At 35.2% G+C, this 13,743-nt stretch carries 13 protein-coding genes and 1 riboswitch; all 13 genes read right to left on the reverse strand.

The genetic code is table 11. The features are described from left to right. Nucleotides 1–552: 552 nt before the first annotated feature. The 13 genes from U472_RS03870 to U472_RS03925 all read right to left on the reverse strand — a co-directional run bounded on the left by U472_RS03870 (nucleotide 553) and on the right by U472_RS03925 (nucleotide 13,645). On the reverse strand, nucleotides 553–1,005 hold the full coding sequence (locus U472_RS03870) for an S-ribosylhomocysteine lyase (protein ID WP_068715706.1): 453 nt from the start codon (nucleotides 1,003–1,005) through the stop codon (nucleotides 553–555). Between the two features lie 75 nt (nucleotides 1,006–1,080). Beyond that, nucleotides 1,081–1,416: a 4Fe-4S dicluster domain-containing protein gene (locus U472_RS03875; RefSeq protein WP_068715708.1), complete on the reverse strand. Its 336-nt coding sequence runs from the start codon at nucleotides 1,414–1,416 to the stop codon at nucleotides 1,081–1,083. After that, nucleotides 1,400–3,094, reverse strand: a complete 1,695-nt coding sequence (locus tag U472_RS03880) for an adenylyl-sulfate reductase subunit alpha (RefSeq protein WP_068715710.1) — start codon at nucleotides 3,092–3,094, stop codon at nucleotides 1,400–1,402. The genes U472_RS03875 and U472_RS03880 overlap by 17 nt, the downstream gene beginning before the upstream one ends. Before the next feature lie 211 nt (nucleotides 3,095–3,305). Further along, on the reverse strand, nucleotides 3,306–4,457 hold the full coding sequence (sat, locus tag U472_RS03885) for a sulfate adenylyltransferase (protein WP_068715712.1): 1,152 nt from the start codon (nucleotides 4,455–4,457) through the stop codon (nucleotides 3,306–3,308). A gap of 254 nt (nucleotides 4,458–4,711) precedes the next feature. Continuing rightward, nucleotides 4,712–4,852: a hypothetical protein gene (locus tag U472_RS16720; protein WP_176714106.1), complete on the reverse strand. Its 141-nt coding sequence runs from the start codon at nucleotides 4,850–4,852 to the stop codon at nucleotides 4,712–4,714. Nucleotides 4,853–4,877: 25 nt separating this feature from the next. Then, nucleotides 4,878–5,510: an adenylyl-sulfate kinase gene (cysC, locus tag U472_RS03890; protein ID WP_068715714.1), complete on the reverse strand. Its 633-nt coding sequence runs from the start codon at nucleotides 5,508–5,510 to the stop codon at nucleotides 4,878–4,880. Between the two features lie 52 nt (nucleotides 5,511–5,562). Further along, nucleotides 5,563–6,774 carry an O-acetylhomoserine aminocarboxypropyltransferase/cysteine synthase family protein gene (locus tag U472_RS03895; RefSeq protein WP_068715716.1) on the reverse strand — a complete coding sequence of 404 codons (1,212 nt, stop codon included), beginning with the start codon at nucleotides 6,772–6,774 and terminating at the stop codon, nucleotides 5,563–5,565. An 86-nt stretch (nucleotides 6,775–6,860) separates the two neighbouring features. Continuing rightward, complete coding sequence (locus tag U472_RS03900) at nucleotides 6,861–9,191, reverse strand: sulfurtransferase TusA family protein (protein ID WP_083189737.1); 2,331 nt, start codon at nucleotides 9,189–9,191, stop codon at nucleotides 6,861–6,863. A gap of 19 nt (nucleotides 9,192–9,210) precedes the next feature. Further along, the gene (locus U472_RS03905; RefSeq protein WP_068715718.1) at nucleotides 9,211–9,624 is read right to left on the reverse strand and encodes a M67 family metallopeptidase; all 414 of its coding nucleotides are present in this window, start codon (nucleotides 9,622–9,624) and stop codon (nucleotides 9,211–9,213) included. Beyond that, nucleotides 9,621–10,427, reverse strand: a complete 807-nt coding sequence (locus U472_RS03910) for a HesA/MoeB/ThiF family protein (protein WP_068715720.1) — start codon at nucleotides 10,425–10,427, stop codon at nucleotides 9,621–9,623. Before U472_RS03910 ends, U472_RS03905 begins: the two co-directional genes overlap by 4 nt. Further along, complete coding sequence (gene thiS, locus U472_RS03915) at nucleotides 10,414–10,632, reverse strand: sulfur carrier protein ThiS (protein WP_068715722.1); 219 nt, start codon at nucleotides 10,630–10,632, stop codon at nucleotides 10,414–10,416. The genes U472_RS03910 and thiS overlap by 14 nt, the downstream gene beginning before the upstream one ends. Nucleotides 10,633–10,789: 157 nt before the next feature. Further along, nucleotides 10,790–10,896, reverse strand: a riboswitch (SAM riboswitch). Between the two features lie 506 nt (nucleotides 10,897–11,402). Continuing rightward, entirely contained in the window at nucleotides 11,403–12,326 is a 924-nt protein-coding gene (gene cysK, locus U472_RS03920; protein ID WP_068715724.1) for a cysteine synthase A, read from the reverse strand. Between the two features lie 92 nt (nucleotides 12,327–12,418). After that, nucleotides 12,419–13,645 carry a TIGR00341 family protein gene (locus U472_RS03925; protein ID WP_068715726.1) on the reverse strand — a complete coding sequence of 409 codons (1,227 nt, stop codon included), beginning with the start codon at nucleotides 13,643–13,645 and terminating at the stop codon, nucleotides 12,419–12,421. Nucleotides 13,646–13,743: the final 98 nt, after the last annotated feature.

Consider the following 13,743-nt stretch of genomic DNA (forward strand, 5'->3'; position numbering starts at 1 on the left):
TATTGTTGTTGTTTTTTCTCTTGAGATACAAACATAATTCTATTTCTCCTTTTAGATATATTGTCAATTATATTATACCATAAATAGAAAAGGCTGTTGACAATAACTTTGTCAACAGCCTGGAAATAAGTCTCTAATTAAAAATTAGAGACTTATTTTTTATCTAAATTTATTTTAATTTAAAATAAGAGTTTATGGGATATACCTATACTTTTACTTTAAAAAAAGTAGACAAAGTTATTAGGTTTCACCCAAAGAGTACTTCTTCAGGCGTAATTCTTCGGGTTTGAAAAGATAATCCTCCGTGGCAAAAGCCCACTCACTACACAATCAATATTCATTGAAATTAATAAACTCAAAAATCCTAATTCAAAGATTATCTTAAAACTAATTATTTTTTAGAATACTTGTTTCATTCAAACAGTAATTTTCTTCGATCCAAAATCTCTAAAATCTTTTAATTATCAACTATTAACTGAAGTAAAGGTGTCTCAATATCCCTCTATAAAGATACATCTAAATTCTACTTGTTGCTTATCAATCATCACTGCTCTAATTGTACTTCTTCACTAGACCTTCCAAGACAATCTTAGCATATTCTTTAGCACCAAATAAGGATAAATCTTTATAGTTCCCACATTGTACAGGATTTGCTGCTGGAATCTCTTTAGCTTCTAATACTTTCTTAAGACTATTAATCCAAGCAACGGCTACCTCTTCTTCACTTCGTTCTCCTACCAAGATTAAATAAAAACCAGTTCTACAGCCCATTGGTGAAAGATCTACTACATCATCTAATTCTTCTCTAATGAAGCCTGCTAATAGATGTTCTAAACCATGAACAGAAGCAGTTGGCATTGCCTCTTGATTAGGTTGAGTGAAGCGAAGATCGAATTTACTGATAATATCACCTTTAGGTGTCTCAATAGTACCAGCCTTTCTAGCAAAGGGTGCACTTACCTTAGTATGATCCATTGTAAAGCTCTCTACAACTACTTTTTTCATTTAAAATCCCCCTTTTTAATTTGATTATACACTTTACTTTAAGAAGAAATAAGCACATCATAAAATATGATATGCTTATAAATTAGAATTAAATAATAATTTATTCTGAATATTAAACTCTTCTATACTACCATCTAATTTCTTTAGCTTCCATACTATTTTATCACCTAAATCCTGAGCCTGCAAGGTAGAACCTCTCCCACCAATCTCTGCTGGCAGATACATTGCAATAGCTTGCCTTGGACATTCCTTGACACAAGCAGCACAATCCCAACATTCTCGTTTATCCCTTATCTCTGCTTGATTACTATCATTCTTATATAATAAATTACCAGGACAGACTCTCACACAACGGGACTCTTTACAACTTCCACATCCATTACATAAACTTTTATCAATTTTCACCGCCATCTAGATCACCTAACCTTATATGTTCTCTCTCGATGATTTCAATCTTATCAAGCTTTTGATCATACTTAGAATTGACAAATTTAAACCAATTTTTATCATCTTTCTTAGGATAATCGACTCTCTCCTGATAACATCTCCAACGGGTCTCTTTTCTATATAGTAGATGTTCTACAAGCACTCTAGCTACATCTACCCGATCAATGACCTCATGTAAATTCATCAACTGATGAATATTTTCAGCCCTTCCTTTAGTCAAATCAGCCTTTAACCTTTCCAGCTCTTTTCTAGCTATAATTAGCTTTCCTTCATCTAATAGATAATTGGTACTTAGCCCTCCAGCATATTCATCCATCACCTTCTGCAATCGTTCTTCAAGATCCTCAGGAAGAAAACCTTCCGACTTCTCTAAGGGTGAAAATACTCTATCAAACTCTTTATCTATAAGGTCATCATCCACCTCTGTAAAGTCTAGCTGACTAATATAGTTTAAGGCATCAAGTCCTGCTATCTCACCTTCAACCATAGCACCAGTAACATACTTTTTAGGTGCTCCACCAGCCACATCACCAGCTGCATATAGACCTTCTAAGGTACTTCTTCTTTTACTATCGACCCAATAACCTGATTGAGAATGTCCTCCTACAATATATGGTTCCGTTCCATATATCTCAACTGGACTTTGATTAGGCTCTACCTCTCCATCGGCCCACTTTAAAACAATTCCTGGAGACATATTTAAATAAGCTCGCTTTAAACGATGGTTATTCTCATCACTTAAATGAGTCACATCTAAGTAACAAGGACCTCTACCCTGTTGATTCTCGGCTAAAGTAGCATGTAGCCTATAAGGGGTAGAGTCCTTCTTATATTCCCCCTGATATTCTAAACCTTCACCATTAACCTGTTTAGCCTTAAAGCTTTGAGCAAGAACTCCTGTAGGAGAGATGGTATCCTTGGTTCTTAAAGCGATAAATCTCATTTCAAAGGTTGTCATCTCTGCCCCAGCCCTAATTCCCATAGCATACCCAGCTCCAGTATTAAAGGGAGAGTACCACATCTTATGGCGAGCTGAACCTGGATTATTAGGTTTATAAATCCCAGCAGCTCCTCCTGTAGCACAGATAACAGCCTTGGCTTGAATAACATAGAATTTATTCTCTCTAACTGAAAAACCAAAGGCTCCCCTAACCTTACCATCTATTACTATATAATTAGTAATATTAACCCTATTTAGAACCTCTACTCCACTCTCTTCAACAGCTTTAGCCATAATCGGCTTAATATGTTCACCATTAATCTTGACACTTCGCTTACCTTTAGCTACATAATTACCTACTTCATCCTTTAAGAAAGGTAAACCCCACTTTTCAAGCCAATTGGTTGCTTTATTTAATCCCTGAGCAAGAGTATAAACCAGATCATCCCTTACCAGACCTTCTGAATCCTTCTTAACATAATCGAGAAAATCCTTTGGTGTTACTCCAGGATTTAGATAAGCATTGATTGCACTAATTCCTGCTGCCAAACAACCACTTCGCTTGATATGGGCTTTATCAACTATTAAGACATTAACCTCAGGTTGTTCATCTTTTATCCTAGCTCCTGCATAACATCCAGCAGCTCCTCCCCCAATAATTAAAATGTCAGTCTTTAATTTAACAATATCTATCTTATTCATCTTCATCACCCTTTTAAATGCACAGTGTACATTATCGACTGTTAAATTTTAAATTAATAATGCATCAAAGATATTTAAATACAGGGCGAACACAAAGTCCGCCCCTACAATTTTAAAAAACAGAAACATGATTCCACTATTAAATGTTCATTATTAACTTATTATTCTTATAACTCTTTGTGCTCAATAAGTGCTTATAAAACTTTAGCACTTATTTCGCCATTCCTCGAATCAATACATCTGCTACCTCTGGTCTAGTCATCTCTTTTGGTGGTCTCTTTCCATCTCTTAATAGTCCACGTACTTTAGTACCACTTAAGAAGATATGGTCTTCTTGACCATGAGGACATGTCTTCGCAGTAGCCATACTTTCACACTCTTTACAATAGAAAGCATGATCAAAACGTAATGGTTCAATTCCTATCTCTTCAGGTTTAAAGTTATCAAACATCTCTTGAGCTTCATATGTTCCATAATAATCTCCCACACCTGCATGATCACGACCAACAATAAAGTGGGTACAACCATAATTTTTACGGCATAATGCATGGAATACTGCCTCTCTAGGTCCTGCATATCTCATTGCTGCCGGAAACACAGCCAAGCCTGTTCTATTTTGAGGATAAATCTTATTCATTACTACCTCATAGCTCTCAATTCTGTACTCTACTGGAACATCAGTACCCTTAGTCTCGCCTACTAATGGTGTTAACAGTAAACCATCACAGATTTCTAGAGCACACTTTTGAATATATTCATGGGCTCTATGGATTGGATTTCTAGTCTGGAAACCTACTACTCGCTTCCATCCCTTCTCTTTAATTAATTCTCTAACATCCTTTGGATCTAATCGATACTCATTAAATAGCTTATGCTCAATTCTTCTTAATAATGAGATCTTACCTCCTAATAAAACATCACCACGTTCATAAACCTTTACTACGCCTGGATGCTCAGTCTCTGTAGTCTTATATACTAATTCAGCTTCCTTCTCTTGGTCATACTCATACTTATCGGCTAAATGTAAGACTGCATATACAGTTCCTTCACTATCAGTTAAAGCCACATCTTGACCTACCTCTAAATCTTCTGCTTCCTCTTTACTAACTCCTAATACAACAGGAATAGTCCAAGCCAAACCATTACTTAAGTACATATCTTCAACGACTTTAATATAATCAGCTTCAGTCATAAAACCTTCTAAGGGACTATAAAGTCCAATTGCTATATTTTCAGCCTCAGTTAAATCCCTTAAACTTAACTTTAACTGTGGCATCTCAACAGCTTTCTCTAATAAATCTTCACGTTCTTTTCCTTCTAATACCCTATTAATCAACTTTCCACCATGAGCTTCAATTAACATTATAGCAACTCCTTATTATCTATTTACCGTTGTATTCTCTAATTAAGTACAAAGCAGATTTAACTGCCTAATAAATCTATTCAATATAATTTATATCACCTTTGATTCTCTGTTTTTACTACTTATTTATTACTAATCATTACTTCTGTGTTGCCAATTTGCTATCATAATATATCTTGTAATCTATATCTAAGCCTTAACCTCGTATCTTAAAATATCACGAGAGATAAATTGATCACAAGTATAGTTTCTTATTAGCTAACTAACTCTTCTCGCTTCAAATCTTGCTTTAAATTAGGTAGGACTGCTTTACTTCTAATTGATTCCTCTTTATTTCCAAAAAGAGCAATAGAATTTTTAGCAGGCACAGCCACTCCTTCAGGTTGTAATAACATTATTAGATTTCTCTAATAATATTGGTTATTCTCCCACAACCCTTAACTTATTTTTAATTACTCCTTGTCTTTGGTCAATAGACTCTAAAACTTTTGTTACTGCCTCTTCTACCGATAATTTAACGGTATCTAATACTAAATCAGCATTCTCTGGTACTTCATAAGGAGCAGATATTCCAGTAAAGTTCTTAATCTCTCCACTTTTAGCCTTCTCGTATAATCCTTTAGGATCACGTTCAGCACAAGTCTCTACATCTGCCTTAACATAAACCTCAATAAAGTTATCTTCTCCTGCTCTTTGTCGAGCAAAATCCCTAATCTCTTGATAAGGGGAGATAAAAGAAGCCAATGTAATTAAGCCTGCATCCTTAAACAATGCTGCTACTTCAGCGATTCTACGGATATTCTCGTTTCTATCTTCAGCAGTAAACCCTAAATCTGAGTTTAAACCATGACGTACATTATCACCATCTAAACGATAAACAACCTTACCTAATTTAATCAATTCCTTTTCAACCTCTACAGCAATAGTAGATTTACCAGCTCCTGAAAGCCCCGTAAACCAAACAACTAAACCCTCTTGCCCTAAATTATCACATCTATCTTGATAACTTACCTTTCCTTCATGCCAAACGATATTCTTATTCGATTCCCCCATACTCAAACTCCTCCCTAATCTTTTAATTTAAAATTACTATTATGCTACATTATTATTTAAGTGCCTGTGCAAAGTCTGCTTTAAGGTCTTCTACATTTTCAATTCCTACACTTACTCTAATCAAATCATTATACACACCTAATGCCTCTCTCTCTTTTATTGTATTGCCAGCATAGATTGTAGATGCAGGATGAATAACCAATGATTTAACATCACCAATATTGGCTAAGTTATAGAAATACTCCAAATTATTTATGATTTCAAATGCCTTCTCTTTACTACCAACTCTTAAGGTCAACATGCCACCAAAACCATCACTAAATAACTCTTTAGCCCGCTTATTATACTTATTATCCGCTAAACCTGGATAATTGACCTCTTTTACCTTTGGATGCTCTGTCAAGAATTCAGCCAACTCTAAAGCATTCTGACAGTGTTTTTTCATCCTTAAAGCTAAAGTAGGGATACCCAATTCATTTAAAAGAGAACTCAATGGAGATGAGCAAGGTCCAAAGTCCTTAAAGACCTCTCCTCTAGCCTTAGCTGTAAAGGCTAATTTTCCAAATCTCTTATACTCAGCAAAGTTATCAAAAGTAGTCCAATCAAAGTTTGCTCCATCGATAATCACTCCACCAATGGAGTTAGACGTGCCATTAATATACTTTGAAGTTGAGTGTATTACAAGATTTGCCCCTAACTCAATTGGCTTAATTAGTACAGGGCTTGTAACTGTACTATCAACAATCAATGGAATCTGATTCTCCTGACAGAGTTTAGCTATACCTTTGATATCTGGGATATCCATTTTAGGATTACCCAGTGTCTCTAAGAAGACGAACTTTGTCTTGTTAGTTACTAACTCTGCAATATCCTCTACTTCAATACCTTGACTGAAACGTGGTGTGATTCCATACTTTTGATAGTTCTTAAAGAGATTATAAGTTCCACCAAATAAAGAGCTAGTTGAGATAAACTCATCACCTGCTTCTAAGAGAGTTAAAGTAGCTGTAGAGATAGCAGCCATTCCTGAAGCAGATAATATGGCCTGTTTTCCACCTTCAAGGCTAGCCAACTTATCCTCTATACTCTTAGTACTGGGATTACTAATTCTTGAATAAATATATCCCATAGCCCGATTATTAAATACCTTCTCCAAATCCTCAGCATTGTCATAAGCAAAAGAGTTATTTAAGTAGACTGGAGTATTTGTCGCACCATATTGATCCTTGATCTTTAAATTTACCAACTCCGTTTCAAAGTCCATTATATTCTCCTCCCTAATATTTTGTGTGAGAAATTAGTGCGAGCAATTAATAAATCAACTTACTCACACTTATCCTGATACTCACACTATGCTTTTTTAACTCTTAAGCTATAAGAACCGTCTTCTCTCTTCTCTTTAGATAAGATCTCATGCCCTTCTGAAGCTAAACTCTGAGGAACATTCGCTATCGGTGCCCCCTCATCTAAATAAATATCTAATATCTCCCCTGAATCAAGAGGTGCTATTGCCACTTTAGCCTTTACAAAGTTCATTGGGCATTTTACCCCTCTTAAATCTACTACCTTACTATCTAAGATATTCTTATCTTCGTTATTATTATCACTAGTAACTTCTTCTAATTCAAACTCTAACTTAGCATTTAAAGAGTTGAATAAAAATTCTACTCTCTCAATTAAGCCCTTTATCTGCCCTTGATAAGATAATAAGCTATCAATATCCCCTAATTTATAATCTAGTGCAGCATCTAAAACTTCAGCATAACCTTTATCCACCAAATTCTTATCAATAAACTCGGTTTTGAATTTAGATAAAATAACTCTATCCTTATCTGTATCTATACCTCTAACGGCTAGTAATGATCTAGAAGCATTGACGGTCGCTTTATAAAGTTCATTATTATCCTCTTCTTTAATAGCTTTTTGATAATTGGATTTAGCAGTATTGATATCTAGTTGAATGATATCCATTACACCTGCTCCACATTCTCCAGGTCCTCTACCTGCTAAGGAGAAGTCTTCTTCTTTACCCCAATCTTTATAAATATCTGGGTCTTCTTCATAAGTAGGAATCTCAATGAATTGCTCAGCTAGTTCAACTATCTTATCTTTTCCACCCTTATCTAAGTATTCATTAAAATCTACTCGATTATAATCTTGATCATCAGCCAATAATTTAGCCAACTCTGCTAAAAATTCTGGTATTCTCTTAGCAGGAATATCTATAGCAGCTTCTCCATACTTACTATTGCCTTCCTCTACATTTCCTCCTAAGAATAATGCATAGTGAGGAACCAATCTATCATTATATCGTTTAGCTTTACCTTCAAAGCCAATATTACCGATGATATGCTGTCCACAGACATTTGGGCAACCACTGATATAGATTTGAGGTAATGCTGCTTGTAATTTATCACCTAAAGTGATTAATTTCTCTCTGATAGCCTCTGATAAATTAGGTGAGACACATAACCCTAACTTACAAGTAGATGCACCTTTACAAGAGACAGGCATTGTTCCCATATTGGAAACTACTAGGTTTGGATTAACCTGATTAATCTTCTCAATTAATCTCTCTAACTGTTGACCTTTAACACCTCTGATTAATAAGCCTTGTTTAATAGTAGTTCTTAATGATATCTCACTATCACCTAATAAATCTAGTAAGGAATTTAACTCATCATAGCTGATGTCTCCATTCTCCATTCTCAACTCTAAAGAATAGTAGCCCTCTACCTTCTCTTGATAGAGATAATCAGCAGTTAGGTCAATCTTCTCACCCTTACTTTCTCTTAATTCTTCATATCTATTTAAATCTTCAACCTCTAAATCTTCTGCTAATACCTCTGCTAAGTACTCTTTATATTTATTTACAAACTCTTCATCACCAAGTCTCTTTCTGACAAAACGTAGTCTAGCTCTATGTTTATTGCTACGATCACCATATTCATCAAAGAATCTCTTAATTGCCTCTGCTATATGGAAGATCTTATCCTCTTCTACAAATTCCTCTAAAACTATACCCAATTCTGAGGAACCGCCCATTCCTCCTCCGCCATATACCTTAAAGCCTCTTTTACCATCTTGCTTAATAGCTATAAAACCTAAGTCATTTAACGTGGCTAAAGAGTCATCTTTAGGGTCAGAGGAGAAAGCTATCTTATACTTTCTTGGTAAGTTAAAAGAAGAACGTGTCTTAATTAGATATTCTGTTAAAGCCAAGTTATGAGGTGTAGTATCGAAAGCTTCCTCAGGATTCACTCCTGCTCTAGCAGAATTTAAGATGTTTCTAACAGTATTACCTCCACCACCTCGTGGACTTAATCCAGCCTCTAATAGCTTAAATAGTACTTCAGGAGTATCCTCTATCTTAACCTGGTGAATCTGTACATCCTGTCTAGTAGTAATATGGACATATCCATTTCCATACTCTTTACTTAGTTCATTTAAAGTTCTTAGCTGTTCCTTAGTCACTACTCCACCAGGAACTCTAACTCTTACCATATATCTCTCCTCACCTGGTTCATAACCCCTTTGACTATAAATTCCCATTGGGACTCTACGCCCTTTAAATCTAGCATCATCTAAGTCTCCTTTTATAAATTGCTCAACTAAAGCTGGATAATTATTCGTATCCTCTTTAACTGTATCTGGAATATTAAAAGTCGGTCGATTACTCATACTCTTCACCTTCCTTTCATTAAATTAATTCGATCTCTACCTGAGTAACATCCTTCTGTTCTTTAATGCTAAAGGCCTTTAATACTGGATCTTCATCCTTTAACGATAAGATAAAGTAGATTGCATCTTCATCATAAGCCAACCTCTTATCCTCCTCTGAAGGACGCGAAGGGGTAAAAGGATGGGAATGATAATTTCCAATCAAATCATAGCCCTTATTTCTAACCTCTTTAACTACCGCAAACTGCTCCTTAGGGTCCATTGTGAAGTGTTCTGCTGAAGCATCTAGATTGGTCATAGTATATACCTCTTTAACTTCAATCTCATCATCAGTTATTACTCCAGCTACTAAGCCACAGGCCTCATTAGGAAATTCAGCTTGGGTATGATTCAATAACTTCTGATATAGCTCATCTTTCAATTTAATTATCATAACTCACAAACCCCTTGTTCATAATCAATCAATTCTGTAATCTCTGGGTTATCACTACAAACTCCACAGTTCTCTCTCTTATTAAGATTAATCTTTCTAAAATCCATCTTTAAAGCGTCATATGTTAGTAATTTTCCAGTTAATAGTTCACCTTTTCCTAAGATATACTTAATAGCCTCTGTTGCTTGAATAGTTCCAATTACTCCACCCATTACCCCTATAACTCCTGCTTCCTTACAAGAAGGAACTGAACCTGGCTTAGGTGGCTGAGGGAACATACATCTATAGCATGGTGTATCCTCTCCTGGAACTACAGTTGTGGTCTGCCCTCCAAATCTGATTATTCCCGCATGGGAGAAAGGCTTTCCTTCCATTACACATGCATCATTGATTAAGAATTTAGCCGGGAAATTATCAGTACCATCTATTATAAAATCATACTCTCTAATAACCTCTTTAATATTTTGAGAAGTTAAGTAGTAATCATAAGTCTTAACCTCTACATCAGGGTTCATAGCATTAATCTTCTCTTTAGCCGATTGGACCTTTAACTTACCCACATCAGGTGTATGATGTAAGACTTGGCGTTGTAGATTAGAAAGTTCTACCCTATCTGCATCTACTAAACCGATTTTACCGATACCAGCTGCTCCTAAAAACTGTGCTGCTGGTGTTCCAAGTCCTCCAGTTCCTATAATCAATACTGAAGAAGTTAACAATTTCTCTTGCCCCTCTACACCAACATCCTGCAAAATAATGTGCCTTGAATATCTCTGTAACTGCTCTTCACTAAAATCGTACACTTGCTCCACCACCCATAAAGTATAAGAATTCTACCTGATCTCCATCCTTTACAACTGTGTCTGAGAAAGTATCTCTATCTAAAATCTCACCATTTAACTCTACTGATACCATATCTGGCATATCTACATCTTCTTTTACCAATAATTCACTAACTGTTATTTCTTTTTCCAACTCTACTGCTTTACCATTAACTTTAATTTTCATTCTCCACCACTCCATTTCCTAGTATTCCACTTTGTTTTCATGTATTTATATTATTAAAAAGATTATCATATTATTACTAGTATGTCAATAAAAATACTTTGTTTTATAATCAAAAAATCCTCTTCTTGAAAGAAGAGGATTTATAGACATATATATCCCCTCATCTCTCAATACTTATCTGTATTGCTGGAATTAGCACCTTTCCCTGTCAGGGATGGTTGCTGGGCTTCATCGGGCCAGTCCCTCCACCTCTCTTGATAAGAGTTTGTATTCAGTTTTTTGTATTTATGTTCATTAATTACTTTTCAATATATAGTGATTGTTAATTGGTATATTACGATAGTTTCACTTTAAAAAGTAGACAAAATTATTAGGTTTCACCCCAAGAGTACTTCTTTAGGCGTAGTGCCTTCAGGACGAAAAAGTGACCAAACCTACGGGTTCATTCTTAAATTTATTACGGAAGGTTTTTAGTAAAAACCTGCAGGAAACCCTTTGTGATCCTACAGGGAATATAATGCAATTCCCTTTCGTGCAAAGCCAATCCAATCAAGAAGAAAATATACCTACGAGTCTATAGGGCAAAACTCTTCATGGCAGAGCCCACTCACTACGCAATCAATATCTGTTGAGGTTAAGAAATTTAAGGGTCCTAATTCAAAGATTATCTTAAATCTATTATTCTTTTAGAATACTTGCTTCGTTCAAACATTAATTTTCTTCAATTTTAAGAACCTAACTATCACTTATACACTATAAACTTGTATTAATTATTCTGCCTTAAACAGTGTAGTACTTAAATATCTCTCTCCAGTATCTGGAAGGATTACTACAACTCGTTTATCTGCTCCTAATTCTTCAGCCACTTTGACAGCTGCTGCTACTGCTGCACCAGCAGAGATTCCAACTAAAATCCCTTCTTCTACAGCTAGTTTTCGTGCCATCTCCATAGCCTCTTCATTCTCAATCTGTTTAATTTCATCTAAGATACCTGTATTCAACACATCTGGAATAAATCCTGCTCCAATTCCTTGAATCATATGTGGTCCAGGATTTCCTCCACTTAATACCGGAGAACCTGTTGGCTCTACTGCCACAATCTTAATCCCTGAAATCTCATCTTTTAAGACTTCTCCAGTTCCAGTAACGGTTCCACCAGTTCCTACACCTGCTACAAAAGCATCTAACTTCCCATCAGTAGCTTCTATAATCTCTTTAGCAGTTGTCTTTCTATGTACATCAGGATTAGCTGCATTCATAAATTGCTGTGGCATAAAATAATCATCATTAGCATCTGCCAGTTCTTTAGCCTTGTCTATTGCACCAGGCATCCCTTTCTCACCAGGTGTTAACATAATTTCTGCTCCAAAAGCCTTTAATATCTTTCTTCTTTCGATACTCATCGTATCTGGCATTGTTAAAATAACCTTATATCCTTTAGCAGCACCAACCATTGCTAAACCAATTCCAGTGTTACCACTAGTAGGCTCAATAATTGTACCACCTGCTTTTAATAAACCTTCTTCTTCAGCACTCTCAATCATATTAAGGGCGATACGATCTTTAACACTTCCTCCAGGATTGAATGACTCTAACTTAGCATAAACCTCTGCAGCACCCTCTGGTACCACTCTATTTAATTTAACCATAGGAGTCTGACCAATCAATTCAGTAATATTATTTACAACTCTCATCTTTATCCCTCCTTTATATTTAAAACCGAGTAAATCACTATGTTTATATGTTATTCATATTCTAACAGAATGTTCATCTTTTGTCAAGAATATTATAGTGGTGTCTCCAATCTTTGAGTTGGTATGATTTCAAAGATAACCTGATAGTCAGCTCCAAGACTCTCTTTTATCTTATCTGCTAATAATTTAAAATAATACTTATCGGTATTAATAGGAGTATATAGGACAATATCAACCTTCTTATCCTTAACATCAATCGAGAATAATCTACTCTCTAATTCATCACCAAAATTCTCCCGATAAATTTTACGAACTACATCTTCAGGTTCTTCTCTAACCATCTGATTATAAGTTATTATAGATAATGGTATAGTAAGCAAGATTACTGAGATAGTCAACACAATCAAACTCTTCTTAATCAATTTTTTAGCAGTAGACTCATACCACCATTGTGGCTTCAATCCTTTAAAATAAAATACCATGATTATAGCCAATAATAAAGTAAATAAGTTGCCAAGTAATAATAATGATGCACCAATTATCATATCTACATTCCCAAGGGAGATGCCAACACCTATAGTAGCCATAACAGGAATTAAAGCAGCAGCAATAACTACTCCAACTAATTGTTGTGACTTAACATGGGTAATCAATGCATAAGCCCCTGCCCCACCTGCCGCTAGTGCTACTAGTAGATCTGGTAAGGTGGGTAACATCCTCACCTGTAAGGCATGGGTTATCGAGACATTAGGAATTATGAAGGCAAACATAGCTCCAATAGTAATGGCAATCCCCATAATTGCTAGCTCTACTATAATCCCTTTGACCAACAGCTTTAAATCTCCCAATACAATTCCTATAGCCATCGTAGCTATCGGTCCAAATACAGGTGCGATAATCATTGCCCCAACTATTACTGGAGTATTATCAAGAATTAATCCTAAGGTAGCAATTATAGCAGCTACCACAGCTAAAAACATCAATTGTCCACTTATCTCACTATTCTCTTTAGCATAACTAACAATCGTCTCCCGACTGGCCCTATAATCTTCTTTTTTAGCCTTCTCTTTATTACTTGGAATTACAGTATCTGGGGTAAAGATTATTAAACTTCTATGTACATTATTGGTAAAATCAAAGCGATTCTTTAACTTATCTATCAATACATCAACATTATGATATAGCAGATTTATAATAAGCAAATCCCCTGATTTAGATTCAATTAATTTATAATCTTCAATCTCTACTCCCAAATTTTTTAGTAAATCAACAGCATCTTTTCCTTCACCTGATGCAAAGGTAGCATGAACAACTTGCATATTAAACCTCCTTTAATAATATTCTATCCTAGTCTTATAAAAAAAATTATTAATTCTTACTATAATACTAAAGATTTTATATAATTTTAACATCTATA

The sequence above is a fragment of the Orenia metallireducens genome, from assembly GCF_001693735.1.
Lineage (GTDB): Bacteria > Bacillota > Halanaerobiia > Halobacteroidales > Halobacteroidaceae > Orenia > Orenia metallireducens.